A 24,123-nucleotide genomic window follows, 5' to 3' on the forward strand; every position below is an offset into this window, starting at 1 on the left:
TAGAAGTGCGCGCCGAGGAGAGGGCCAGGTGTAGGCCTTCAGAGGCGGTCCCCGCGCGCACAATGACCGCTGGCCGGGTCCGGGGTCCGGGGTCCTGGCCAGCGGCCGTGTCCGCGATCCGGCGTCAGCTTGAGTAGCCGCGCTCCGCGATCCAGTCGGCGAGCTTCTCGTCCTCCATCCAGTAGTGCTTCTTCGGGTCGTACGGGTCGGCGACCTTCATCTCCTCACCACCGTCGCGGTACCCGACCACGCTCACGTAGTGCCCATCCGGAAACGGATGCCGGTCACCATCGGTGTCGAGACCCGTGCCGATGGTGTTAGCCACCACGCCACGCTTGGCGTTGACCGCCTCCACCACGTCGGCCCGCAGCTTGTCGACGTGCTCGGGCTGCGCCGTGGCGCCCTTGATCTCGGTTGTCTCGTAACCGCCACCGGTCACCTCGTTCAGCACCCGCGTGGTGTCGTTGACCGACTTGGTGCCGTCCACGGTGGTACCGAGCTTCTGGGCGATCTCCTTCTGGCTCGGGTCCTTGCCCTGAGTGGAAACGGCGATGCTGGTCGCTGCCGGGGCACAGTAGTAGCCGTTCGGCTGCCTCTCGTAGTCATGCTCGAGCACCCGCTTGCCCTCGCCTGACGGCTCGGGTGGCGGCACCGCGACCACAGTCCTGCTCTCGATTGGGGCAGCCTGGACGGCGATCGCCGGGCCGGCGACACCACCAGCGCCGACCATCAGGCCGGCGACGGACACCAGACTTCTGCGGACAATCGAGTTCATCGTGAAGCTCCCATCGGGGTTGGCACCTCCATCCGAACTGGAGGCGCACGCACCACGGGGAAGAGAGCAACGCCCGCGGTACGCCGTTGGTATGCCTCGGACACTCCCGGCTCCCGGATTCTCGACCGGACTACCGGGCTCTCGGCCAACGGTTACCCGACCAAGGTCCGTGAAAACACTACGAACCCCCATGGATAGTGGGAGAATGGCGGCCGTCTGAAGTTGATCATGCAAGCCGGCATCAATCGCCGAGAGTGAGCGATTTCAGCGGATAAGCGACCGCCTACCGGCGACCCTGCACCCGGCGATCGGGGCGCTGATGCCCGCGTCCGCTCACTTCGCCGCGGGCACCCGGTTGGGGCATCGTTTGTCATGACGCCCCAACCGCTGGCGGGGAGGCGCCGGCGGACGGTCGGTGGCGGATCAGATCCGGCGGGCCGTGAGCCACCGGTCCGGCCAGTAGCCGGTTCCGTCCAGGATGGGTACGCCGGAGAGGTCGCCCATCGTCGGACCGTCTGTCTGTGACCGGCTGGAGATGAACCGGTGATGCCCGCCGTCATCGAGGCCAAGATAGATGCCCGAGTGGTCGATCTGGCGGTTGGGTACCGGCTGGGCGTTGAGGAACACCAGGTCACCGGGGAGTAGCCGGTCGATTCCCCGGGGCCGCTGACCGGTGTTGGGCATCAACTGGACGCCCGGGCCGAACTCGGCCATCGCGTACGCTCGGCGCGGAAGGCCCTCACCTGGTGTGTTCGTGCCGCGCAGCGGATACCCGAGCCGGTGACCGTAGACCATTCGCAGGAAGCCGGAGCAGTCCAGGGCCAGTTTGCGCTGCGGCTCGGGCATTTCGCTCTTGCCGTCCGGGAAGGTCCACGGCACCTGCATGTAGTCGTAGAAGTCGGAGCGCTCCTGCCGGCCGTCCGGATCCGCAGGGTCCGGCGGCCCGAACGAGGCGTCGCCCGAATACTGCCGTCCTTGGTTGTCCTTCTTCGCTGGCGCTCCGTCAACGTACTCGAAGGCGGTCGCCAACACGTCCGGCGAGCGGTCCTTGCGCGCCGCAGCGAGCCAGTCGACAAACCACTGCTCCTGTTCCGCGCCAGCACGCCACTCCTGCGGCGCGAGCCGAACCCACACATTGCTCTCAACCTTCGCAGCCGTGAGGCTTGGTTCCTCGAATGTTCGGGTCGGGCCGTAAATCTGCACCGTCCGCGCGCCGTCGGTCATGACCGCGACGGGCTCCCCAGAGGAGTCGATGATCTCCGTACGATCTGGGTCCTTGGACCGCTGGTAGGTGTAGCCCGAAGCACCAAGCGGGCCTCCGCCCCCCTGCGCCCCGCCGAGGGTCAGCACCGGTTGGTCCGTCGGCGAGGGTCGCGCCACGACATAGATGATCGCGCTCGCAGCGAGCAGTACGACGAAAAACGCGATGGTGAACAGCAGGTTCGGTCTGCGGAGGTAGGTCGGGAGGTAGGTCGGGAGGTAGCGCGGGTACCTCATTCCGCTTCTCCTTCCTCGGTCCCGGCAAATAGGTCCGGTCACCGAGCACGAGCCCGGCGACGACGCCGTAGGCAACACCGAATGTGATTGCGGCCAACTCCTCCGGATGAGGAACCCGCCGCGGAGATGAAACCGAGCCCTGTGACAGACCTTCCGCCACACCCGCAGGTGCATGGGGCGGTACTACTCGATCATCGGACTCGGCCGGGTGAGGAAGCGTCACCCCGTCGAGATGAACCCGAGCCTGCCGCAGACCACCCGCCGACTTGTCTCCCGGTACCGCCTGCCAGCGCCGGGCTCCTGCTGTTGCTCCCGGCCAGGAGCCTGTCGGTGCTCTCGGGCCGGCATTGGCCTGCGCGGTGCCTGGAGGACAACTGCCCCAGGACAGCTGAGACCTGCCGCCCGCGGCGGGTGACAGCCCGAGCGGCGGGACGAACGATCGCTTGTTAAGAGGTCAAGCACCGACGGCAATGTGTGATAATTCGTACATACTGGCATAAACCGGCCGATAGGGATAGGGTCGCCTCGTCCAAGCGAGCCGGATCGCCTACCCGGAAAGTTAGCCATGCCTCGACTGATCGTGCGAGTCGCGCTGGCGGTGCTGCTGCTGTTGTGCGCCGCCGCGGTCCACGGATCGCACAGACACGACGCACCGCCGCTTCCCGAGTCGACGACCCTCGCACACCCCGCCGAGGTCGACGAAGACACCCCTACTACTACCGCGGGACGCCACCAGACGGTTGCTCTGCGGTCGGTCGTTGCATCCGACCACGCCGGGGTCAGTGAGGCATCCCATCAGGACGGCTGCGTTATGGCCTCCACCGCGGCGACGTCCACCTCGCGGGGAGCCGATCCGGCCGGTTGCGTGAGCCCGCCCGCCAGCGACGCCGGCCAGCAGGTTGCGGTGGGCGGCGGTCTGCTGGTGGCGAGGTCTGGTGGGCGAGGGTTGCTGCTGCTGCGGTGTGTGAGCCGGACGTGAGCTGCTCGCGCGTCGATGCGTCGGCGCTTGGGCGCTACCTGCCAAGGGGCTGAACCACCCGGCGGCCGGATAGGCGTGGCCAAGCGGAGGCCGGCGACGTCGACGCGTGCCAGCACCGTCCAGCCGGCTGACCCGACACGCCTCGCCGTCACATGCGCGAGGTCGGGCAGCACCACAGCCTAGGAAGGCACCTTGCCATGAGGAACTTGACCTTTGCACGTCCCCCTCACCTCCCCTCCCCTAGCCAACTGATTTCCAGCTCGACCTGCCATGGCCTCGACCAACTCGTGGGCAACACCCCCGTGCTCTGGACCCCGGACACCTGCTGGGGCTCACCGCGCGGCTTCTGGGCCAAGCTTGAAGGACACAACCCGGGTGGCATCAAGGATCGACCCGGTCTGCACCTGGTCCATCGCGCCCGGGAGCGCGGCGAGCTGGCGCCGGGCGCGCCGATCATCGAGTCGACCTCCGGAACGCTGGGCCTGGGCCTGGCGTTGGCCGGCTTGGTGCACGGCCATCCGGTCACCCTGGTCACCGACCCCGGCATGGAACCGCTGATGCGGCACCTACTCAGCGCCTACGGCGCTCGCATTGACGTCGTCGGGCAACCCCACCCGACGGGCGGGTGGCAGCAGGCCCGCCGCGACCGTGTCGCCGCGCTGCTCGCCGAGCACCCCGGCGGGTTCTGCCCGGACCAGTACAACAACCCGGACAATGTCGACGCCTACCAGCAGTTGGCCCTAGAACTAGCCGCCCAACTAGGTCGCATCGACGTGCTGGTATGCAGCGTCGGCACCGGCGGGCACAGCGCGGGCGTCTCCCGCGTGCTGCGCGAGTTCTTCCCGCACCTGCGGCTGGTCGGCGTGGACACGGTTGGCTCGACCATCTTCGGCCAACCGGCCCGCTCGCGGCTGATGCGCGGGCTGGGCAGCAGCATCTACCCCCGCAACGTCGACTACCCCGCATTCAACGAGGTGCACTGGGTCGCGCCCGCCGAGGCAGTCTGGACCTGTCGCCGGCTGGCCGCCGGCCGCTACGTCAGCGGCGGTTGGAGCGTCGGGGCGGTCGCCCTGGTCTCCTCCTGGCTGGCCCGCACCCTCCCTGACGACACCCGCATCGCGGCGATCTTCCCCGACGGGCCGCAACGCTATGCCGAAACCATCTACAACGACGCCTACTGCATCCAGCATCAACTGCTCGACCGGCCACCCGCCCCCGAGCCGGACGAGATCGACCATCCCCGGCACCGCGAAGTAACCCGCTGGACCCGCTGCACCCACATCATCGACCCGACCGTCGAGCCGATCTCGGAGGCCGTCCCGTGACCCGCACCCTGGCCCAGGTCCGGTCCTTCAACCGGCCCATCCAACTCCTGCTTGTCAACCAACTGACCATCAACGTCGGCTTCTACATGCTCATGCCGTATCTGGCCGGCTACCTGTCCGGGGACCTGGCCATGGCCGCCTGGACGGTCGGGCTGATCCTCGGCGTGCGCAACCTCAGCCAGCAGGGCATGTTCCTCATCGGCGGCAGTCTCGCAGACCGGATCGGTTACAAACCCATGATCCTGGCCGGGCTCGGCCTGCGCGTAGTCGGCTTCGGCCTGCTCGGGCTGGTGGAATCCCTGCCCGCTCTCATCGCCGCCTCCGCCCTGACCGGGTTGGCCGGCGCGCTGTTCAACCCGGCCGTTCGCGCCTACCTGGCCGCCGAGGCCGGCGAGCGCAAGGTCGACGCCTTCGCCGTGTTCAACGTCTTCTACCAGACCGGCATCCTCATCGGCCCGCTCATCGGCCTGGCCCTGCTCGGCTTCGCCTTCCGCTGGGTCTGCCTCGTCGCCGCCACGCTCTTCCTCCTCCTGCTGATCCTGCAGGCCCGGGCGCTGCCCGCCCGCCACGGCGCCGGCGACAAACCGGCGCAGAGCATGCTGGCCGACTGGCGTCAGGTGCTGGCCCACCGCCCTTTCCTGCTGTTCTCCCTGGCCATGATCGGCTCCTACGTGCTGACCTTCCAGGTCTACCTCGGCCTACCGATCGAGGTGCGGCGCACCACCGGCGGCGAAACTGGCGTAGCAGCCCTGTTCGCCGTGTCCGGCGTGCTGACCGTCCTCGGGCAGGTCCGGCTCACCGCCTGGATCAAGACCCGCTGGACCCCCGAGCAGGCCATCACCCGTGGACTGCTTGTCATGGGTACGGCGTTCCTACCCCTGACCCTGACCGCCGGCACCGCCCCGGCCACCACGGTAAATGGCTGGACTGGCTACGCAGCCGCCCTCGCGCCCGTCCTAACCAGCACAGTGCTACTCACCCTCGCCACCATGATCGTCTATCCGTTCGAGATGGCCACGATCGTCACCCTCGCCGGCGACCGCATGGTCGGCACCTACTACGGCCTGTACAACACCCTGTCCGGCCTCGGCATCGCCGCCGGCAACCTGCTCACCGGTGCCGCGCTCGACGCCGGCCACAACCTGCACGTTCCGGCCCTACCGTGGATCGCCCTAACCCTGACCGGCGCAAGTTGCGCGGCCGCCATCAGCTTGCTGAGCCGCAATGGCTCCCTACACAGACCCCAGCAAGCCGCCAAGCCGCCGCCCAGACCCTCCACCCCAGCCCGCAGTGGCTAACCGGTCGCGCCCACTCGTCTCACAGCCCCGGTCAACATTCAGCGGACCATCGCGATCACCGTACTGTGCCGGCACGGCGTGCCTCACCGTGGCGCTGTCGAGCAGCGTCGAAAGAGCCCCTCTGCTGCGGTGACCAGCGCTGCCAGCCCGCGGGCTTCTCGCTCCGTGCGACAAGTACCACTGTGATGCGGTACCGCCCAGCGCGGTTGGCTACGAACGCCTGCAGCATGTCGTCATCATCCCTCAGCCGTAGGCGGAGGGCGCCGCCGCCGGACGGGTGCCGTCTCAAGCCGCAGCGCTCGGCTGAGACTGTGTCTCATTTGGGGGCTGACATCGGTCCGGGTGTGATGTTGAATCTGCCGGTGTCCGATGTGGAGCGCTGGTGTCCTGATGCTCTATGGGAGCTTGCTGCGCCGTTGATCCCGCCGGCGCTGGTGCGGCCGCAGGGTGGCGACCGGCGGCGGGTGGATGACCGGGCGGTGCTGGCGGCGATCTGCTATCTGACCCAGGCCGGGTGCTTGTGGTGGAAGCTGCCCGAGGCGATGTTCGGCGTCACCCGCGCCACAGCCCACCGCCGCTTCACCGAGTGGACGAAGGCGGGGCTGTGGCCGGCGCCGCATCTGGCGATGTTGCAGCGGCTGCAGGCGGCCTGGGAACTGGACTGGTCCCGGGCGGTGATCGACTCAATCCAGGTCCGGGCGGAAAAGGGGGGCGATCTGACCGGGCCGAGCCCCGGTCGACCGCGGCAAACCCGGCAGCAAGATCCATGCCATGTCCGAGCGCGGCGGCCTGCCGCTGGTCACGGCCGTCTCCGCAGCGAACACCCCGGACGCGGCAATGCTGCTGCCGCTGCTGGACGGCATGCCCGCGGTCTCGGGCCGGCGTGGCCGACCCCGCCGCCGGCCCGACAAGCTCCACGCGGACAAGGCCTACGACCACAGGTCGCTGCGTGCGCAGATCCGCCGACGCGGCATCACCCTACGGATCGCCCGCAAGAAGGTCGAGTCCTCACAACGCCTCGGCCGGCACCGCTGGGTCATCGAGCGGACCATGTCATGGCTGATGCGCTACCGACGTCTGGTGCGTCGCTACGACCGCTACGCCACCCACTTCGCCGCGTTCGTCAGCATCGCCTGCGCCCTCGTTTGCTACCGCAAACTCGCCAAACAACCCAAATAAGACCTCGGGTATGCGTTCTCCTCCTCAGCCGGCGGCGATGGCGAGATCGGGTTGGAGCGCGGGACCGAGCAGCAGTCCGCCGTCGAGTACGAACTCCGAGCCGGTGGCGAACGCCGCGTCAGCGGAGGTGACGAAGAGCAGGAGTTTGGTGATCTCTTCGGGTTCGGCGAGCCGTGGGATGGCAAAGACGTCGGGTGAGTAGGACTCGATGATCGCGGGTTGGCCAGCCACCGTGGGCTCGTTGATCAGCGGTGTGGAGACGACGCCGGGGTGGATCGAGTTGACCCGGATGTTGTCGCGGCCCAGCTCCAGCGCGGCGCTCTTGGTAAGCCCGCGCACCGCCCACTTGCTGGCCACGTACGGGGCGTAGAACGGGGTGCCGCCGTGGGCCATGGTGGAGGCGATGTTGACGATCACCCCGCCGCCACCGTGTCGCATCGACGGCGCGACGGCCCTGATGCCGAGGAACTGGCCGGTGATGTTGACCGCGAACACCCGCTCCCACGTGCGGCGCTCCGTGTGCTCGATGAGGGCGGCGGGGTGCTGGATCCCGGCGTTGTTGACCAGGATCGAGATCGGACCGAAGCGGGTTTCGGTCGCATCGACCGCGGCAGCCCAGTCGTCCTCGTCGGTGACGTCCAGGTGGACGAACAGGGCCCGGTCGCCGAGCTCCGACGCCAGGTCGCGACCGAGGTCGTCGGCGACGCCTGCGATGACGACGTTGGCGCCATGGCGGTGGTAGGCACGGACATGGCTGGAACCCATCCCGCCGGTACCGCCGGTGACGAGCACGGTCTGGTTGTCGAAGCGTCCCATGACGCGTCCCTTCGCGAAGACAGAGGTGAGTCGAGTGACTCGCCTCGCAAACAGTAGGAGTTCCGGCGGTTGCGAGTCAAGTGGCTCGCCTCGCAGAGGTCGATCGGGCACAATGGGCCCGTGACGACTGAGCCCTCGACCTATCACCGCCGCTTGGCCGAGCAGAAGCGCAGCGCGATCATCGAGGCCGCGACCGGGCTGTTCCTGCGATCGGGGTACGACGGGACGTCACTGGCGAAGATCGCCGAGGCCGCCGACGTCTCGAAGGCGACCCTGTTCAAGCAGTTTCCGACCAAGGCGGCGCTGTTCGACGCGATCGTGACCGACTACTGGAAGGTTGAGGACGAGCGTGACCTCACCCCGCAGCCGGGTGATCTGCGGGCCGGGCTGAGGACGATCGGCACCAGGTACGCCGCGCTGCTCACCCGTCCTGGGATGGTGGCCCTGTTCCGCATCGTCATCGCCGAGGCACCACGCTTCCCCGAACTCGGCGAGACCCAGTTCAAGCTCGGCAAAGAGCCGTTCTTCGATGCGGTCCGCCGCTACCTCGAAGCCGAGGGCAGGGCCGGCACCACCCAGCTGGACGACCCGGAAATGGCGGCCACCCAGTTCCTCGGCATGATCGCGAACTATGTCTTCTGGCCGCGAATGCTGCTCATGACCTGGTCTCCCAGCGAAGCCGCGACGGCCCGCGCCGTGGAGGAGGCCGTGCTCACCATGCAGGCCAGGTACGGCGCCCCAACAGGCGCCGGTGACCGCTAAACGAAACCAGGACACGCTGCTCGACAGGGCGAGTGGCTGCGGCGACGTTTCCGACCCCTGAAGCGCAGCGCGTAGCAAGCTTCCATAGAGCATCAGGACACCAGCACTCCGCATCGGACACCTGGCAGATTCAACATCACCCCCGGACCGATGTCAGTCCCCAAATGAGACACAGTCTTAGTTCACAGGGGAGGTTCGGCATGTCGATGGTGGCGGATTCCCATCGCGCCCGTACAGCAGACGCACCGGCGTGCCCGCGCGGTGTTGTCGTTACTCAGCTGGGCTGGCTTGCCGGCGGCATTGCGTACGACGAGCACCACCCGCCTAGACCCGATTGGTGGGTTGCGGGGCCGGAGGTGGTGCCTCGGGGTACAGGTTTCGGGCGTCGGCCGGTAAGGCCCGGTCCGCAAGGTGCTCCGGTGTGGGCCACGGCTCCGATGCTGCTGTCCGAGGTCGCTCTGGCCGCCGCGGTGTTCACCGCGGTCCAGATGGCCGGCCTGGCCCGGCGGGAAGCCTGACGACGCCGGAAGCCGCGCCGAAGCACGTCGTGGCCACGCAGGTGGAGGATGCCGACGGGCCGCAGGGGCGCGGACAGCGCCCCAACGACCCCTCGTGGTCAGCCGTTGTCGATCAGGCTGGCGATCTCGTTGTAGATCAGGTGCGACTTCGCGCCCTGGTTGGACGGGCATCCGCCGAGGTGGTGCAGGGCGATCACCCGGTGGCTGCTGTCCAGCACCGGCGAGCCGGAGTTGCCGCCGGAGGTGTCACAGCTGTAGCTGATGTTCCAGGTGTTGTAGTTCGCGTTGCGTACGGTGCACCGCGCGCCGCCCTGGGTGTTCTCGTAGATCGACAGCCGCTTCGGGCTGCCGTCGCCGTGTCCCGGGATGTACATCTGGGTGCCGGTGCTGGTGGCGGTGGTCCTCAGGTACAGCGTGCCGAACCCCTGGATGGTCGAGAAGTTGTTCACCGAGTACAGGGTGTAGTCGAGCTCGCTGGAGCCACCGCTGCTCACCCGGTAGAGGGTGGCACCGCTGACCTTGGTGCCGGGGCCGGGGTTGGCGCCGCCGCAGGTGGCGCACTGGTAGTTGAACTGCATCTCGCTGCCGCTGACGGCGGACTGGGTCGAGATGCAGTGCTTGTTGGTCAACATGCGGTTCGTGTTGCCGACCCGCCAGGTGGTGCACAGCCCTCCTCCGCTGATCAGCAGTCGCGCCACCGCGTTGCTGCGGGCGTACTCGCTCGGGTGGCTGCTCTGGTAGCAGACGACGTCGCGGCGGGCGTCGGTGCTGCAGACCGAGAGTGTGGAGAGGTTGTACTGCCCGATCTCCGTACGGTCGTAGCCGCGCCAGAACCGGTCGATGGTCGCGGCCTTGCCGCCGGAGGGGCGGCTGCTGTGCAGCGTCACCACCGCGGTGTCGCCCCCCACCGACATCGCCCAGAAGCCCGGCTGCCCGTCAGTGGTGTAGTCCGAGCCCGTCGCGCGGTTCAGGTAGCGGTCGTACCGGTAGCTCTCCCGGCCGTCGGGGCTCGACACGGTGACGTACTCGCCGTGGGCCAGGCGGAGTGAGCTGAAGTGAACCTTGATGTACGCCGCGCCGGGGTGCTTGACGACCTGTGTCCGGCTGCTGCGGGCGTAGGACAGCGCGCTGTCCACGGTGCGGAGTTCACCGACCGTGGTGACGCCCTCCGCCGAGAACTGCTCCGATTCGGGTGCCCGCTCGCTGTGTGGCGCGAGGGGTGGGGCCGCGTACGCCTCGGCGGGAACCGACACCAGGCTCAGCCCGAGTGCGCAGGCGCCGAGCGTCACCGCCGCCATCCGCAGGCGGCGCAGGGCATGTTTCATCGTTGAACCTCCCCAGCAATCAGCACCTAGACACGCTTCCAGGCGTGACATCGAGCCTATTCGATACATGTAAGTACATCAATATATTCGGTCTCGCGCGGTCGCTCCCGGCCGACCATGAGCCGGTGGCAGCCGTCGAGCTCGACGTATCGTCACCGGCCTACGCAAGGGCGAGGCGCTGGGGCTCACCGGCGGCCCGCGTTGGGCGCCGTCACCCGGCGGAAGACGGGTACGGGCCCAGCCGGCCCCAACCCGCCGTCTTCGCGGTCGCTTCTCCGGGGACCGGCTCCGGCCCCCGGTCAGGGCCGCTCATCAGGGCGGGCCGGCCGCACCATGCCCTGATAGCGCGGGTGGCTGGCGCCGTATATGGCAAAGTTGAGCTGGGCGTGCGACAGGCTCAGGTCACCGTTAGGGCCGCCACGCACCACATCGGCGTCCGCGTCCCCCTGACCGTCGTCCGTCCAGAAGCACACCGGACAGGTGCCACCACCGGTCCGCGAGGCGCAGCAGGGACAGGTCTCGTCAACAAAGTGGTCACCCACCAGAGCAGGATTCCACAGTCGATGCACCATCGACGGCCCGGGGAGCCGACGATTTCGCGCCACTCCCTCGTCACATGAGCACCTCGCTACTGGGAGTAGCGGCCCGCAACCGCATTAGTCGTCCAGGATCTTGGTCCTGGTGCCGGACGGACGCGTCGACCACGCTGGGCAGCCACTCCACGAACGGCCGGATGTGGTCGGCATCGCCCAGCCGGGTGAGGACGCCCGGCTGCGGGAGTTGCTCGACGCGTTGTTCACCCTGCCCAACGTCGAGGTCGTCGCCGTCGCGTCCGGCGTTCCGGGTGCCCTGGCGGAGCTGGGCGTCGAGCGGGACGTGGAGTACACCTCGTCGACCCTGATGACCGAGCACCGGTCGGCCGACAACGTCGACCTGTACTACCTCGCCAATGCCCGGCACGCGGAGAACCGCCGGATCAACCCCATCGACCAGGACGTCTGGCTCACCAGCCGGGTCCGGAAAGCGGTGCCGTACGTCCTCGACGCGTGGACCGGTCGGATCGAGCGGACGGCGTTACCGCACGACGATCGACCTCGGGTCGTCCTGGGCCGGCGGGCTCGGCGCCTACCTCGACCTGGGCGGAGTCTTCGACACGTACACGGTGACCGTGAACGGACGGGCGTTGCCGCCGTGCGACGTCCTCGACCTGCGGGTCGACGTCGGCCCGTACCTGCGGGCCGGCCGCAACGCCATCTAGGTGGAGGTGGCCACCACCCTGTCGAACCGGCTGCGGGTGACCCGGCCCGAGGTTTTCGCGGTCGCCGCGCGGCAGGCGTACGGCCTGATCGGGCCGGTGCGACTGGTCCCCTACCGCGAGGTCGCGCTGCGCTCCGCGTGACCGGCGACCGCAGCACACGGAACGGTCCCCCGCCCACCGGTGGGGGGCCTTCCGCATCCGTACCGTTCCCGGAGCCGCAGCACGGCGCCCCGCACGGCTGCGCGGGGCGGTGGCTCGGCCGGAGCCACGGCGGATCGGTCAGGGCAGCAGGATGACGTGCAGGTTGCGGGGTCCGTGCACGCCCTCCACCCGGTTGAGTTCGATGTCGCTGGTGGCCGACGGACCACTGATCCAGGTCAGCGGGCGGTGCGGGGTCAGCCGGGCGAGCGCCTCCGGCACGGTGGCCACCACCTGCTCGGCCCGCACCACGCAGACGTGCCGGTCGGGCAGGAGACTGAGGACCCGACGCCCCTGGTCGGGCGAGCCGTCGAGGACGACCGTGCCGGTCTCCGCGACGGCAACCGCGGCGGCGGTGACAACGCCGTCCGCGGCACCGATCCGGGCGTTGTCGAGACCGTCGTCGACCAGCGCGGTCACCGCCGGCGGCAGCCACGCCGGTGGCAGTCCCGGCGGTACGACCACGGTGGCCCCCGCCGGCAGGATGCCGGCGATCATGTCGGCGACGGCCGCCTCGGGAACGCGGTACACGTGTGCCCGGTAGTCGGTCAACCGTTCGACGAGCTGGTCGAGGTCGAGGGTGCCCGCGGACCGGTAGTCCCGCGGCACCTCGACCGGCCCCCGACCGACGCCGCCGAGGGCGGCGCGCAGCCGGCCGAGGACGAGATCGCGGGAGGTCATCGCTCCGCCCACCAGTCACGGAACGTCTGGTCCGGCGGTTCCGGCAGGTCGCGGCTGCCGGTCCAGCTGTTTAGCGGCGGCGGCAGGCCCCGGCCGCGCCGGCCGGCGAGCCGGCTGAGCCGGGCGGTGCGCTGCGCGGCGGCGTACAGCTTCGGCCGGTCCATCGTGTACGCGGCGGCGGCCATCGCGACGGACTCGGCGGTGGGCCCGCGGCGGGTCTCGACCGCCTCGGCGCGCAGGTGCACCAGCAGCTCCGGAATGTTGATCTCCACTGATGCGGAAGCATGAGCTCATCCCTGTGACGACCGAATGCCCTGACCGCGCCTCAGTTCGAGGAGTGCCGTGCCGTACGTCTTCCTGCTCGCCGCGATCGCGGCCGAGGTCTTCGCCACCAGCACGCTCAAGGCGACCGACGGGTTCAGCCGGCTCTGGCCGACGGTCGCCTGCCTGGCCGGCTACCTGGTCTCCTTCGCCGCGCTGGCGCAGGCGGTGAAGGACATCCCGGTCGGCGTCGCGTACGCGCTGTGGTCGGCCCTCGGCACCGCGGCGATCGTCGCCATCGGCGCGGCGTTCCTGGACGAGCCGATCACGCTGGTCAAGGTGGTCGGAGTCAGCCTCATCGTCGCCGGCGTGGTGACCCTCAACCTGGGCGGGGCGACGACGCACTGACCAGGCGGGCCGGGGCTGGACGGGCTACTGAAGGTGGACGAGCTGCGGTGGGACCTCGCAGGTCAGTCCCACCGAGTTCATCCGGTCGGTGAGCGGCTCGCCGTCGACGGTCGGCACCGCGAATTGGGGCCGGCGGCCGGCGGCAAGGTCGGCGGCATACCGCTCGCGGGCCTCGACGAGGGTCTCCCAGTCGGCCAGCCACGCGCTTGTCGGACGGTCGTCCGCCAGCAGGTCGCGGTCCAGGTCGCGCACCTGCGCCACCATGGCGGTCACCGCGGCGTTCTGCTCCCGGATCGCGCGCACCCGCGCGTCAACGAGGGCGCCGGGAGGTGCGGCCTTCGCCGCCACGGTGGCGCGCATCGTGGCGCACGCGCTCTCCGCCACCTCGCTGACCGGCGGATTGTCGATCAACTCGGGCCGGTCGTGGTTCGCGTACGTCCAGAGACCGGCGCAGAACACCACGACGCCCCCGACCGCGATCACGACGACCAGGACAGCGCCGAGGATCCACCACCCCGCGCCCCGTCCCGACGGTGTTGGTCGGGCATAGGGGTAGGGCGGGGGTGTGGGCGGACGGCTCACGCCTGCATCGTGTCGCCTCTGTCAAGGGCCGACGTGAGGCCGCCGAATTGATCAGGACGCTCGCCTGGCACCGCGCCTCGCCGGACGGCAACACCCCGTCGGCTACCACTTCGCCGGACGACGGGTCGCCGCCGTCCATCGGCTGGGGGTCGCGCGGGTGGTGGGTGAGCACGAAGACCGGGCCGTGGTACGGCGGATTGTCGCCCCACCAGCCGGTCCACGGCCGGTCCCACTCACCGCGCACCGGGCCGAACATGTTGCGGCCCATGATGAACGCCTTCGCCTCGGTCATCCGGGCGATCTCGGCCCGGTTCTCCTCCTTGTTCTCGTACCACGCGTGCAGCTCGCTCCCCCAGCCGTCACCGCCGTCGTCGCCGAACGGGCGCTGTTCGCTCTGGTTGTGCCCGGCCGCGTACCCGTCGAGCGAGATCGTCAGGTCACAGCTCACCGTGCCGGTTCGTGTCGTCATGGCGTCAGCATCGGGCAGGCCGATGTATAGCGTCCGATGCCAAACCGACACCGAAAACATAGATATCGTCGATAAGTGCTGAGCTTGGTCCACCTCAAGGTACTGGCCGCCGTCGCCCGGCACGGATCGGTGACCGAGGCAGCGCGAGAGCTGCACTACTCCCAGCCATCCGTGAGTCACCACCTGTCCCGCCTGGAGGCCGCCACCGGCGCCAAGCTGTTTCGGCGAATTGGCCGCGGGATCCGGCTGACGCCGGAAGGGTTGCTGCTGGCTCACCGGGCCGCCGAGATCGTGGGCCGGGTCGACGCAGCGACCAGCGAGCTCGCCGCCCGGGTCGGTCTGCACGCAGGGCGCGTCCGGCTGGCCGCCAACGCGTCCACGCTGAGCACAATCGTGCCGGCGGCGGCCGCCGCGCTCGCCCAGGCGTACCCGGGCATCGAACTGAGCCCCATCGAGCGGCACCCGGTCGAGGCGCTGCAGATGCTGCGGCACGGCGAGGTCGACGTGGCGCTGGTGTTCCGGTATGCCGACGCTCCTGTCGAGGAGGAGGACATCCGCCTCCTGCACATCGGTGACGACTCGCTCAACCTGCTCAGCCGGCAGCCCGACGACCGGCTCGCGAACCATCGCGACTCCGCCTGGATCGGAGGGTGCCACCGGTGCGAGGCGGAGCTGCGCGCCGCGTGCCAGCGCGAGGGCTTCACCCCGCGCATCACCGCGCACAGCGACGACGTCGTCGTCGTGCAGTCCCTCGTCGCCGCCGGCATCGGCGTGGCCACCCAGCCAGGCCTCGCGCTCCGAGCCCACCACCGGCCGGACGTGCACGCTACAGAGATCCCCGGCTGCCGCCGCCGCATCCACGCCGCGACGTACGGCGACCCGCCCGACCCGCCGGCCGTCGCCGCCATCCTCGCGGCGCTCGCCCAAGCGGGGGCGCCACCGGAGTGAACCGGTGCTCGCCCCCGCGAATGACGGTGTGCTCCCAGGCTCACCTGTGCCAGAGGAAGCCACGCACCAGGGCGGGGCCGCCCCACCACTGGACTGCGCGTGCCGCGAGTGATCGGCTGGGCCGAGGAGGCGCCGTCGCGGAGAGGGCGCGGCAGTGGGCGCCTTGCCCACCGGCAATTGCGAGCGCTGTTACGAAGCGGCCTCTTGAAGATCGGGGATCTGGCAGCCAGGACCAGATAGGCGGATCGGACCCGCTCGGATCTCCGTGCCTTCTCAGCGGCCAGAACAGTTCGGTTTGTTGTTGCGATCGTCGGTTCTACCATCGCCCGATGGTTGACGTCTTGATCTCTTCCGTACGGCCGGTGGACGTAGGAGAGATCCTCACCCTCCAGCGCGCCGCGTACGTCACCGAGGCCCAGCTCTACAGCGATGCCTCGCTGCCCGCTCTGACTCAGACGTACGAAGAGCTGGCCGCCGAGCTCCGGTCCGATCCGGCGCTCAAGGCGACGATGGGGCAACGCATTGTGGGCTCGGTCCGCGCTCGCCTCAAGGGATCGGTCCTGCATATCGGCCGCCTCATGGTTGCGCCGGATCTCCAGGGCCGCGGCATCGGCACTCGGCTGCTGACCGCTGTTGAGCGCGAGGCAGCCGGCGAGGTGGACCGCTACATGCTGTTCACCGGCCATCTGAGCCACGCCAACATCCGTCTGTACGAGCGGCGCGGCTACACCCCGATTCGTCGGGCGCAGTTGAATTCAGACATGGTACTGATCCACCTCGAAAAGCAGGCGGACAAGTAGCGACCGCAGACGGCGCCGGGCAGCCACGGCATCCGCTCATCGGCAAGGTCGCTCATGATGGCTGCCCAACGTCCGCTTGCCGGCCTTGGCCGGGACCAGCGCGCCGATGAGCGCGATTTACGGGCGTGGGACTACCCCACCCCGGCTGAGTTGGGTCGCGCCGGGCATCAGTCGTGGTGCGAGGGGTCCAGGGCTGCGACAGCAGTATCCGGCTCGTCGCGGTGCTCGTGGTCAGGCTCGGGTGCCCCGGCGATGGCCGTGAATGCCGGTACGGACACGTCGGCGACCAGATGGACGTGATCGGCGCCGAACGTCGACGGCTCCCGCAGCCCGAGCACCAGGCAGAAGTTCCGATTCCCGTACGTCTTCCGCAGCCCTCTCCAGTTGGCCATCAGATAGCGCGCGGCGCCGAGGTTGTCCAGCGCGGTCTGCCCGGCAAGGATGAACACGGGCGCCGCCGATGCAGACGGGCGCACCCGGGCGAGCAGCGCGAATTGCTCGGCGCCGGGACGGCGGCGAAACGCGCGATCGCCAACCGAGAACGGCAGCAACGAGTCCGGCTCGGCTGGGGTGAACCGTACGCCGGGCAGCGCGATGCGCAGGTGGGCCGCGGTGCGGGGATTCGCCGACGGGCCGCCGACGCAGTACTCGGTGACCCGGCCGGCCTCCCGGTGTCCATCCTCGCTGGTGACGAGGGCGGGTAGCCCACCCGACTCGCGGATGGTCGTCGCCAGCTCCACCAGCGTGGCAACGTCGTTGCGGTGCACGCTCTGCGGGCGCTGCGACGAGAAATGCTTCGCCACGAAGAGCATCACCTGGGCACCGGGACTGACACCGAAGAACGACCGTTTGCGCAGGATCCGCCGGTAGCGGACGATGTATTGGCTGGTCCAGCCGGCAGCGGCGGCAATGGCCGTGGCGAGAAGGTTGATCACCACATCACGCACGGGTCGTCCCTTCGGCGAGACTCAGCCTGGTTCTGATTGTCCACGAGGGGCAGAGCAAACCAGGTTGTGGGTGCGCGCTGGAACGCCCCGTCCACGGCCAGTGCTCTGACGATTGTAGCCAGGCCGGGTTCTCGGGCGTCTCACCGGTGCACGGTTCGCCAGCCGGCTCACCGCCGAGCTGCACGAGCGCGGCCACCGCTCATGCGCAAGGCGGTGGCCCAGCTCATGCGGCTGGCGGCATCGAGGGCCCACCGGCGCCGACGCGGCAAGCCTCGCCGCAGAGCCGTAGCGACTGCGACCGCCTCCCGGCCGGCCCGGCGGCGAGCCAGAGCATCCGTTGACGCGCCGGCGAGCGCGGACAGACAGTGTTTCTGAATTCTCGTCAACTTGCCGAGGTCGAGCCGGTGATCAGTCTCGGCGGCGTCTTCCGGATCACCGACGGGCTGTAACGATCCTGCGCGCCGGTCACCTTGTCGAGGTTGCCGCGGCAGCCGTCATGCTGGCGGTGTCCACCACGCTCGCCGCGCTCGGGGCGGTCGGCTACCGACGACGCGACCTGCGCGGTTAAGGCTTGTGAGCGGTAGCGCGGCAACCGGCCGCCGGCGAGGCGAACGGTGGCCGCCGGAGGCCCTCAGAAGACATCCTCATACCCCTGCCGCCAGCGTTCGGCGTTGTAGACAGCACCCTCACGAAAGAGCCAGACGAACAAACCGCCCGCGCCGCAGATCGCGCCCCCAACCAGCGGCACCCAGTCCCGTTCGACGACCGCCGACACCGCGAACAGCACCGTGAACACTGCCGCGGCCAGCAGGCTCGGTTCCGGCCGCCGCAGCCAGTAACCGAGCCAGCCGCCACGCCCCCGCAGCCCACGCGGCGGCGTCGCGACGACCTTGACCAGCGGCACACGTGCCGAGCCCCGCCGCCGTCGCCGCTGCCGCCTACCCGCCACCGGTTGACCATACGCGATCGTGGATGCAGGTCACGCCGCCGCAAACGCTCAGCAGGTGCAGCTCAGGGCAGGTACAGGCTGGCCGCACATCGATGAGGGCCGTGAACCGGGCGCACGCGAATATCCGCGGCCGCGGCGAACGGGCAATCGCCACCGTCCAGGCCGATGCGCCATACCTCGACCGCCTCGGCCGACCACGCCTCCGGCCAGTCGTAGTCCTCGTCTTCCTCGGCCGCGACCTGCCCCTCGACATCCTGGACGTAAAACTGGGCATGATCGGCGAAAACGACAGCACGGCGTACCTGATTCACCGCCGAAGCCTATTCGGACGAGGCACGCTGTTGCCCACCGCACCACCGGGATCGTGCGGCCATCCTCGTTCTGCGCCCTGTCGGAGCCAAGCGCAGCGCAGGATGAAAATGGCTCAATGGATGCTGGCCAACGGGCCGCAGAGCGGGCGGTGTGTCTCCATGACGAAGGAGCACACAACGAAGACCGAGGTCCCCTCGGTGTAGTGGCTGGCCAATGTTCTTGCCCTGACGAACAGGGCTTATTGGGACTACTTCGGCCAGCGTGGGCGAGACTGATCCGGTCTTTCATCTGGTACAGACGCATCTGCTGTCAGCTGAGGTTGGCGAAGGCTTCGACCTGCTGCGTTTTGCCGGCCACGATGAGGATGTCACCTGGGTAGATCGTGGTGTTGGCGGTGGCGTAGGTGAAGTCCTCTCCGGGGCGTTTGATGGACACGACGGTGATGCCGTGTCTCGTGCGCACCGCTGCGTCGGCGAGGGTCCGGTCGACGACCTCCTGCGGGGCGCGGGTCTTGACCAGGGCGTAGTCGCCTTCGAACTCGATGAAGTTGAGAATGCGTCCGGTGACCAGGTGGGCGACACGTTCGCCCATCTCGTGCTCGGGCAGAACCACGTGGTGAGCGCCGACCCGTTCGAGGATCCGGGCGTGCTGACGGTTCACCGCTTTGGCCCAGATGTTCGCCACCCCCAGGTCAGCTAGCAGTGCCGTGGTCAGGATGCCGGCTTCCAGATCGGTGCCGATCCCGACGACAGCGTGGACCAGGTCGTGGACGCCGAGCTGACGCAGCGCGACCTCGTCGGTGGTGTTGGCTACCGCGCTGTGGGTGAGCTGATCGGCGTAGGTCTGCACCACCTGGGCGCTGGAATCGACGCCGATGACCTCCCAGCCTTGGCGCATCAGTTCCAGGGCCAGAGAGCCACCAAAGCGGCCGAGGCCGAGCACGGCGATGCGGTTGGTGTCCGATTTTCTAGCCAACGATGGGTCGCTCCTCCGGTAGTTCGTAACGCCGGGTCCGCTCGCGGAGCGCGAGGGCCACGGCGGCGGTGATGGGGCCGAGCCGGCCGATGAACATCAGCAGGATCAGGATGGCATGCCCGGCGGTGCCGACCTGGGCGGTGATGCCGGTGGACAGGCCGACGGTGGCGAACGCGGAGGTCGCTTCGAACAGCACCTGATCCAACGAGAACGGCGTCAGCGCCATCAGCGCCAACGTCGACGTCGCCACAAGGGCGACGCTGAGCAACGCGATGGTCAGCGCCTGCCGCTGCACCCCCGTCGGCAGGCGTCGGCCGAGCGCGTGCACGCTCGGTTCGCCGCGGATCTCGGCCAGAATAACGAAACCGAGCAACGCGAACGTGGTGACCTTGATGCCGCCGGCCGTGCCGGCGCTGCCACCGCCGATGAACATCAGCGCGTCGTTGACCAACAGGGTCACGTCGTTCATCTCAGCTACGTCGAGGCTGTTGAAGCCGGCCGTACGGGGCATGACCGCGTGCGTGAATCCAGCCAGCAGCTTGCCGCCCCACCCCAGCGGGCCAAGGGTCCCCGGGTTGGTCCACTCCGCGGCGCTGACTCCTAACCATCCCCCGAGCAGCAGGGCGGCGGATACCCCAAGAGTGATCTTCGTATGCACTGACCACCGTTTCGGGGCGCGCCATGCGCGGCGGAGTTCGAACAGCACGGGAAAGCCGAGACCACCGATGATCACCGCAGCCACGATCGGCAGACAGATCAGCGGATCGTCGACAAAACCGATCAAGCTGTCGGCGTACAGGCTGAACCCGGCGTTGTTGAACGCCGACACGGCGTGGAACAGCCCGAGATACGCCGCCCGGCCCCAGCTGTGGCCGTAGCCTTCGGCGAACCGCCAGGACAGCAGCACCGCCACGACCGCCTCGACAAGCAGGCTGATCCGCACGACGCCGAACACCACGCGTCGCAGGTCACCGACTCCGAGAGCCTTCGTCTCAGCCTGCGTGCCCAACTGCAATCGCACTCGCAGCCGCCGTGCGATGAGCAGGCCGAGCAGCGACGCCGACGTCATGATCCCGAAGCCACCGACCTGGATCAGCCCGAGGATCACCACCTCACCGAACGGCGACCAGAAGGTGCCGGTATCGACGATGACCAGGCCGGTCACGCACACCGCCGACGTCGCCGTGAACACCGCCGTGATCAGGCCGGCGCCACCCCCCGACTCGGTGGCGAGCGGCAACGACAGCAATCCCGACCCGGCCACCACTGCCGTCGCGAACCCCAACACGACCAGCCGGGCCGGATGCCGCGAGGCTTTCGATACGTAGCCCGTCACCGCCACGGGCAACCGCCAATCCCGCACCCGATGCCGCGCCGCTCGCACGACCCCCGCCAGTGCGCCCGGCAGCCGCCCGACAACCACTCGCCGGCGCGACTCTCCATCGGCAGGCGACGGTTGGTCCACCGGCGTCCATGCCAGGAGCGCGGCGCCGAGGCCGGCCGCCAGGAAGAGCACCAGCACCGCGACCAACCCGAGCAGCAGGTGCCCCCAGACCGAATCCATGCCGACATGATCCACCATCGGCGGCTGAGCGACGCGACCCTCCCCAGACACGACCAGTGGCTGCAATTGATCAGACTTGGCCCAGCCGGCCGTAAGACGGCTGCGGACGGCACCGTGTGGTGGAGTTGGTCCGCTAGGGGGAAGGCTCGTTGTCGGGCCAGCCCAGGAGGCGGGCGCCGAGTACGGCGGTGTGCAGGGTGAATCTTTGGGTGGGTTCGTTCGGATGGTAACCGGTGAGTGTGTGGATGCGGTCGAGGCGGTAGGTGACCGCGCGTACGGATAGGTGCATCTGGCGGGCTGTCGCCGTGTGGTTGCCCTGGTTCTCGAACAGAACTGCGAGCGTGTCGAGGTAGGGCTGGGCTCCTCCGCGTGCCTGCTGTAGCGGACCGAGGACAGTGGTGACCAGGTCGGTGATGGCGTCGCGGTCACGCAGGAGTACGGGGAAGACGAGCAGGTCGGCGGCGTTGAGGACTGGGGTGGTGAAGCCGAGTTTGCCGGCCAGGTCGAGGGTGTTGCGGGCTTCCTGCAGTGAGGTGGCGATGCCGTTGATTCCTGAGTGTTGGCGACCGACGCCGATCTGCCAGCTGCCTGCACCGAGTTGGGCGAGCAGGTGGTGGGCAAGTTCGGCGGGCAGTCCGCGCAGGCCGCCGGTGCTGATGCAGACGAGTTGCCCGTCGCGCAGGGTGGTGAGGGTATTGCCTGATCCGTAGCGGGACGCGAGGGCGGCGTCGATGTCTCGGACGACGGCGTCGGTGAGTGCTGGGCTGGCGGCGATGGTGACGATGTGGCGTCCGGACAGACGGATGCCGTAGCGGTGGGCGCGTTCGGCGAGGTGTCCGGGATCGGCTCGTCCGGTGAGTAGGTCGTTGACGAATTCTGTGCGCTGGTCGTCGTTGTCGGCCAGCTGGCGGTAGACGTGGTCGTGGAATCCCGCGATGGCGGCGTTGAGGATGTCGGTTGTCGCGTCGAGCAGGTCTGCTGCGCGGGAATGCACGGCCGCGGATGTCTCGTCGCGCGGCGGTGTGTTGTTGGTCCACGTTCTGCTGGCGGCGCCAAGCATGGCGGCCACCAGGTCGTCGATGCTGTGGCCGCTGTTGGCTGCCTGGCGTCCGAGGGCGGCGGCGGGGTGGCAGCGGTGCGTCCCGGGTGGGAGTTGCAGCAGGGTCTGGCATTGCTCGGTAAGTGGTTGCGGGTCAGGACTCATCGCGTCTTCCTTGCCACCTGTGGCTGCTAGACGCCGACGTCGCGGCGGTCGAACAGGATCACTCCGGCGACCGTGGTGGCGATACCGATTGCGGCCAGCAGGAGCAGGGGTCCAGGATGCCAGCCGGTGTGCAGGGGGTCGGTGCCGATGAAGTAGTAGAACGGTGAGAGCCACTTCAGCCAGTTCGCGCCGTCGCTGAGGTTCGACAGTGCGTTGGCCATGTAGGTGGCCACACCGAGGACGCCGATGACGGCCAGGACCGTGCCCCGTTTGCCGGTGACAGCACCGGCAAGGAAGGCGATGCCGGTGAAGCACCACGCCAGTAGCGCCAGGCCGACACAGGCAGCGGCGACGTTGCCCATGGGGACGTCCATGCCGATCACCGGGACGAGGATGCTGAGCAGGATCCACGGCGTGACGGCGACGAGGGTGATGCCGGCGGCTGCGGCAACGAGCCGCTGGATCGCGAACGCTGTGCGTGACAGTGGATTGGCCAGCAGGAGTTCCATGCCGCCGTCCTCCTCGGGCCGGGCGATAGTGCGGGCGGCGAGGGTGGCGGCGCACATGAGCACCAGCAGCGGGCCGATGAGGGAGAAGACCGTGGCCTGCAGGTAGCCGGCTGGGGAGAGCATGTCGGCGATGCCGAGGAAGTCGAGCATTCCTTGGGGTAGCGCGTTCTGCTTGAGTTCGGCGGCCCCCTGGAACTGGCTGTAGAAGCCGGTGTAGACGGCGGTGAACAGGCCGACACCGACGGTCCAGCCGATGACGGCGCGGCGGTCATCGCGCCAGGTCTTACGCACCAGCGGCGGCAGCATCGCTCGTACCTTCTCCCGTGTAGTAGTAGGACAGGAACGTCTCTTCCAGATCCGGTTCGGCCGACAGCAGGTCGATGACCTCGTGTCGGGCGGCGGCCTTGATCAGCGGGTCGAGGCGGCCGTCGACGGTGCAACGCAGCACCGGTCCGGTGACCTGCACCTGGGTGACGCCCGGTAGGCCGGTGAACTCCACCGCCTGCACCGGGTCACCGAAGTGGATCTCGACGCGCCGGACCGCCCGCCGGCCGAGGGACTCGACCTTCTCCACGGCGGCCAGCTGGCCGCTTCGGACGATGGCCACCCGGTCGGCGGTGGACTGGACCTCCGCGAGAACGTGCGAGGACATGAACACGGTCTGGCCGTGGTCACGGGCGTCGCGGACCATCGCCAGGAACTCCTGCTGCATCAGCGGGTCCAGGCCACTGGTCGGCTCGTCGAGGATCAGCAGCGCCGGTTGGTGCATGAACGCCTGCACCAATCCGACTTTCTGCTTGTTGCCCTTCGACATCGCCCTCACCGGCCGGGACAGATCGAGGTCGAGGCGCTCGGCCAAGCTGGTGACGGCGGTCCACGGCACGCCGCCGCGGGCGTCGCCGAAGAATCGCAGCAGCTCCTTGGCGGTCTCCCGGCCGGGGAAGGCGAGTTCCCCGGGCAGGTAGCCGACCTGCCGGTGCAGGATGGCCTTGTCCTTGCGCGGGTCCATGCCAAGGATGCGCGCGAGGCCGCGGGTGGGACGCAGGAAGTCCAGCAGCAGGCGGATGGTGGTGGTCTTCCCGGCGCCGTTGGGACCCAGGAAGCCCATCACCTCGCCCGTGCGAACTTCGAGGGTGAGGTCTTCAATGCCGCGCCGGGTGCCGTAAAACTTGGTCAAGCCCTCGGCCAGCACCGCGATATCGCTGGTCATGCCGTACAGCATTCGTGTACCCCCTGCTCCGGTTCTAGAGCGACTCCCGGACGACTACCCTGCGATGATCTTGCCGAGACTCGGCAAACCATCAGGTGACGCCGCGCCGAGGCTCAGGCGGTTGGCATCAGTGGCATCGCCAGCACGTACGCGGCGAGCAGCATCGTTCGGCGCGGGTCAGGCCACGGCGCAGCAGCGCCCGGGCCACGGTACCGAGTCAAGCCCATTGCCAGGAGGAGAGCCGACCCGCCGTTCGGCCGCCCCGTACCGCGCGAACACGCCCGCGACGCCGTCTGGCTCAACCGGGTGCCGGTCGGGGACGTCGCCTCCGGTCCTGAACCCTCGACCGCCGACTGCGGCCCCTCCTGGGAAGG

The 24,123-nt window shown here is 68.8% G+C and carries 25 protein-coding genes and 1 pseudogene; 8 read left to right on the top strand and 18 right to left on the bottom strand.

The annotated features are described in order from the left end of the window. Positions 1-124: 124 nt before the first annotated feature. A complete protein-coding gene (locus HCJ94_RS26850; RefSeq protein WP_168003810.1) occupies positions 125-775 on the bottom strand; it encodes a C39 family peptidase in 651 nt (216 codons plus the stop codon). A 423-nt stretch (positions 776-1,198) separates the two neighbouring features. After that, positions 1,199-2,272: a C40 family peptidase gene (locus tag HCJ94_RS26855; protein ID WP_168003811.1), complete on the bottom strand. Its 1,074-nt coding sequence runs from the start codon at positions 2,270-2,272 to the stop codon at positions 1,199-1,201. A gap of 1,266 nt (positions 2,273-3,538) precedes the next feature. Between HCJ94_RS26855 and HCJ94_RS26860 the strand changes: the two genes are divergently transcribed. The 3 genes from HCJ94_RS26860 to HCJ94_RS26870 all read left to right on the top strand — a co-directional run bounded on the left by HCJ94_RS26860 (position 3,539) and on the right by HCJ94_RS26870 (position 7,053). After that, on the top strand, positions 3,539-4,576 hold the full coding sequence (locus tag HCJ94_RS26860; RefSeq protein WP_309227450.1) for a PLP-dependent cysteine synthase family protein: 1,038 nt from the start codon (positions 3,539-3,541) through the stop codon (positions 4,574-4,576). Next, positions 4,573-5,874: an MDR family MFS transporter gene (locus tag HCJ94_RS26865; protein ID WP_168003813.1), complete on the top strand. Its 1,302-nt coding sequence runs from the start codon at positions 4,573-4,575 to the stop codon at positions 5,872-5,874. The genes HCJ94_RS26860 and HCJ94_RS26865 overlap by 4 nt, the downstream gene beginning before the upstream one ends. A gap of 371 nt (positions 5,875-6,245) precedes the next feature. Continuing rightward, positions 6,246-7,053, top strand: a protein-coding gene (locus tag HCJ94_RS26870; RefSeq protein ID WP_168003837.1) for an IS5 family transposase whose coding sequence is annotated in 2 segments (ribosomal slippage) — positions 6,246-6,605 and positions 6,607-7,053 — 807 coding nt in all. Because the reading frame shifts where the segments join, the coding sequence is not laid out codon by codon here. Positions 7,054-7,077: 24 nt separating this feature from the next. Here HCJ94_RS26870 and HCJ94_RS26875 read toward each other — a convergent pair. Next, positions 7,078-7,869, bottom strand: a complete 792-nt coding sequence (locus tag HCJ94_RS26875) for a glucose 1-dehydrogenase (protein ID WP_168003814.1) — start codon at positions 7,867-7,869, stop codon at positions 7,078-7,080. Positions 7,870-7,989: 120 nt separating this feature from the next. On the opposite strand from HCJ94_RS26875, the gene HCJ94_RS26880 reads away from it, so the two are divergent. After that, entirely contained in the window at positions 7,990-8,631 is a 642-nt protein-coding gene (locus HCJ94_RS26880; RefSeq protein WP_168003815.1) for a TetR/AcrR family transcriptional regulator, read from the top strand. Between the two features lie 616 nt (positions 8,632-9,247). Here HCJ94_RS26880 and HCJ94_RS26885 read toward each other — a convergent pair. Together HCJ94_RS26885 and HCJ94_RS26890 are read right to left on the bottom strand one after the other, a co-directional pair. Then, on the bottom strand, positions 9,248-10,474 hold the full coding sequence (locus HCJ94_RS26885; protein WP_168003816.1) for a trypsin-like serine peptidase: 1,227 nt from the start codon (positions 10,472-10,474) through the stop codon (positions 9,248-9,250). Positions 10,475-10,773: 299 nt separating this feature from the next. Continuing rightward, the gene (locus tag HCJ94_RS26890; RefSeq protein WP_309227451.1) at positions 10,774-11,016 is read right to left on the bottom strand and encodes a CPCC family cysteine-rich protein; all 243 of its coding nucleotides are present in this window, start codon (positions 11,014-11,016) and stop codon (positions 10,774-10,776) included. 722 nt (positions 11,017-11,738) lie between these two features. Between HCJ94_RS26890 and HCJ94_RS30835 the strand changes: the two genes are divergently transcribed. Then, a complete protein-coding gene (locus HCJ94_RS30835; RefSeq protein WP_255481175.1) occupies positions 11,739-11,873 on the top strand; it encodes a hypothetical protein in 135 nt (44 codons plus the stop codon). A 138-nt stretch (positions 11,874-12,011) separates the two neighbouring features. Here the strand turns inward: HCJ94_RS30835 and HCJ94_RS26895 are convergent, their stop codons facing one another. Next, positions 12,012-12,611, bottom strand: coding sequence for a LutC/YkgG family protein (locus HCJ94_RS26895; protein WP_168003818.1), 600 nt, complete (start codon positions 12,609-12,611; stop codon positions 12,012-12,014). Beyond that, a complete protein-coding gene (locus HCJ94_RS31295) occupies positions 12,608-12,883 on the bottom strand; it encodes a lactate utilization protein LutB domain-containing protein (RefSeq protein ID WP_309227452.1) in 276 nt (91 codons plus the stop codon). The genes HCJ94_RS26895 and HCJ94_RS31295 overlap by 4 nt, the downstream gene beginning before the upstream one ends. A 70-nt stretch (positions 12,884-12,953) precedes the next feature. Between HCJ94_RS31295 and HCJ94_RS26905 the strand changes: the two genes are divergently transcribed. Continuing rightward, a complete protein-coding gene (locus HCJ94_RS26905; protein WP_168003819.1) occupies positions 12,954-13,280 on the top strand; it encodes a DMT family transporter in 327 nt (108 codons plus the stop codon). 24 nt (positions 13,281-13,304) lie between these two features. On the opposite strand, the gene HCJ94_RS31300 is transcribed toward HCJ94_RS26905, so the two are convergent. Beyond that, positions 13,305-13,862, bottom strand: a complete 558-nt coding sequence (locus HCJ94_RS31300; RefSeq protein WP_168003809.1) for a hypothetical protein — start codon at positions 13,860-13,862, stop codon at positions 13,305-13,307. A 112-nt stretch (positions 13,863-13,974) separates the two neighbouring features. Beyond that, positions 13,975-14,391, bottom strand: a pseudogene (locus HCJ94_RS31305) (dihydrofolate reductase family protein); the annotation flags it as partial. A gap of 15 nt (positions 14,392-14,406) precedes the next feature. On the opposite strand from HCJ94_RS31305, the gene HCJ94_RS26920 reads away from it, so the two are divergent. Together HCJ94_RS26920 and HCJ94_RS26925 are read left to right on the top strand one after the other, a co-directional pair. Next, on the top strand, positions 14,407-15,279 hold the full coding sequence (locus HCJ94_RS26920; RefSeq protein ID WP_168003820.1) for a LysR family transcriptional regulator: 873 nt from the start codon (positions 14,407-14,409) through the stop codon (positions 15,277-15,279). Between the two features lie 329 nt (positions 15,280-15,608). Further along, the gene (locus HCJ94_RS26925) at positions 15,609-16,079 is read left to right on the top strand and encodes a GNAT family N-acetyltransferase (protein ID WP_168003821.1); all 471 of its coding nucleotides are present in this window, start codon (positions 15,609-15,611) and stop codon (positions 16,077-16,079) included. 167 nt (positions 16,080-16,246) lie between these two features. Here the strand turns inward: HCJ94_RS26925 and HCJ94_RS26930 are convergent, their stop codons facing one another. The 9 genes from HCJ94_RS26930 to HCJ94_RS26970 all read right to left on the bottom strand — a co-directional run bounded on the left by HCJ94_RS26930 (position 16,247) and on the right by HCJ94_RS26970 (position 23,749). Beyond that, complete coding sequence (locus tag HCJ94_RS26930; RefSeq protein ID WP_168003822.1) at positions 16,247-17,026, bottom strand: hypothetical protein; 780 nt, start codon at positions 17,024-17,026, stop codon at positions 16,247-16,249. 382 nt (positions 17,027-17,408) lie between these two features. Next, positions 17,409-17,618 carry a hypothetical protein gene (locus HCJ94_RS26935; RefSeq protein WP_168003823.1) on the bottom strand — a complete coding sequence of 70 codons (210 nt, stop codon included), beginning with the start codon at positions 17,616-17,618 and terminating at the stop codon, positions 17,409-17,411. A 39-nt stretch (positions 17,619-17,657) separates the two neighbouring features. Further along, positions 17,658-17,930, bottom strand: coding sequence for a hypothetical protein (locus tag HCJ94_RS26940; RefSeq protein ID WP_168003824.1), 273 nt, complete (start codon positions 17,928-17,930; stop codon positions 17,658-17,660). Between the two features lie 107 nt (positions 17,931-18,037). Beyond that, complete coding sequence (locus HCJ94_RS26945) at positions 18,038-18,286, bottom strand: hypothetical protein (RefSeq protein WP_168003825.1); 249 nt, start codon at positions 18,284-18,286, stop codon at positions 18,038-18,040. Positions 18,287-18,596: 310 nt separating this feature from the next. After that, positions 18,597-19,262 (bottom strand): potassium channel family protein, encoded by a 666-nt coding sequence (locus HCJ94_RS26950; RefSeq protein WP_205801983.1) that lies wholly within the window; start codon positions 19,260-19,262, stop codon positions 18,597-18,599. Beyond that, complete coding sequence (locus HCJ94_RS26955) at positions 19,255-20,826, bottom strand: TrkH family potassium uptake protein (protein WP_168003826.1); 1,572 nt, start codon at positions 20,824-20,826, stop codon at positions 19,255-19,257. The genes HCJ94_RS26950 and HCJ94_RS26955 overlap by 8 nt, the downstream gene beginning before the upstream one ends. Before the next feature lie 133 nt (positions 20,827-20,959). After that, positions 20,960-22,030: a PucR family transcriptional regulator gene (locus HCJ94_RS26960; RefSeq protein WP_168003827.1), complete on the bottom strand. Its 1,071-nt coding sequence runs from the start codon at positions 22,028-22,030 to the stop codon at positions 20,960-20,962. A 26-nt stretch (positions 22,031-22,056) separates the two neighbouring features. Beyond that, positions 22,057-22,845, bottom strand: a complete 789-nt coding sequence (locus HCJ94_RS26965) for an efflux permease Rv1217c-related protein (protein WP_168003828.1) — start codon at positions 22,843-22,845, stop codon at positions 22,057-22,059. Then, complete coding sequence (locus HCJ94_RS26970) at positions 22,823-23,749, bottom strand: ABC transporter ATP-binding protein (RefSeq protein WP_240944550.1); 927 nt, start codon at positions 23,747-23,749, stop codon at positions 22,823-22,825. The genes HCJ94_RS26965 and HCJ94_RS26970 overlap by 23 nt, the downstream gene beginning before the upstream one ends. Positions 23,750-24,123 lie beyond the last annotated feature (374 nt).

The organism is Micromonospora thermarum, from assembly GCF_012034245.1.
GTDB lineage: Bacteria > Actinomycetota > Actinomycetes > Mycobacteriales > Micromonosporaceae > Micromonospora > Micromonospora thermarum.

Excerpts from the sequence above, each read along its gene's own strand:
- HCJ94_RS26925 (WP_168003821.1), top strand. The coding sequence starts at position 15,609 with ATGGTTGACGTCTTGATCTCTTCCGTACGGCCGGTGGACGTAGGAGAG.
- HCJ94_RS26885 (WP_168003816.1), bottom strand. The coding sequence starts at position 10,474 with ATGAAACATGCCCTGCGCCGCCTGCGGATGGCGGCGGTGACGCTCGGC.
- HCJ94_RS26955 (WP_168003826.1), bottom strand. The coding sequence starts at position 20,826 with ATGGATTCGGTCTGGGGGCACCTGCTGCTCGGGTTGGTCGCGGTGCTG.
- HCJ94_RS26965 (WP_168003828.1), bottom strand. The coding sequence starts at position 22,845 with ATGCTGCCGCCGCTGGTGCGTAAGACCTGGCGCGATGACCGCCGCGCC.
- HCJ94_RS26960 (WP_168003827.1), bottom strand. The coding sequence starts at position 22,030 with ATGAGTCCTGACCCGCAACCACTTACCGAGCAATGCCAGACCCTGCTG.
- HCJ94_RS26850 (WP_168003810.1), bottom strand. The coding sequence starts at position 775 with ATGAACTCGATTGTCCGCAGAAGTCTGGTGTCCGTCGCCGGCCTGATG.
- HCJ94_RS26875 (WP_168003814.1), bottom strand. The coding sequence starts at position 7,869 with ATGGGACGCTTCGACAACCAGACCGTGCTCGTCACCGGCGGTACCGGC.
- HCJ94_RS26970 (WP_240944550.1), bottom strand. The coding sequence starts at position 23,749 with ATGACCAGCGATATCGCGGTGCTGGCCGAGGGCTTGACCAAGTTTTAC.
- HCJ94_RS26895 (WP_168003818.1), bottom strand. The coding sequence starts at position 12,611 with ATGACCTCCCGCGATCTCGTCCTCGGCCGGCTGCGCGCCGCCCTCGGC.
- HCJ94_RS26855 (WP_168003811.1), bottom strand. The coding sequence starts at position 2,272 with ATGAGGTACCCGCGCTACCTCCCGACCTACCTCCCGACCTACCTCCGC.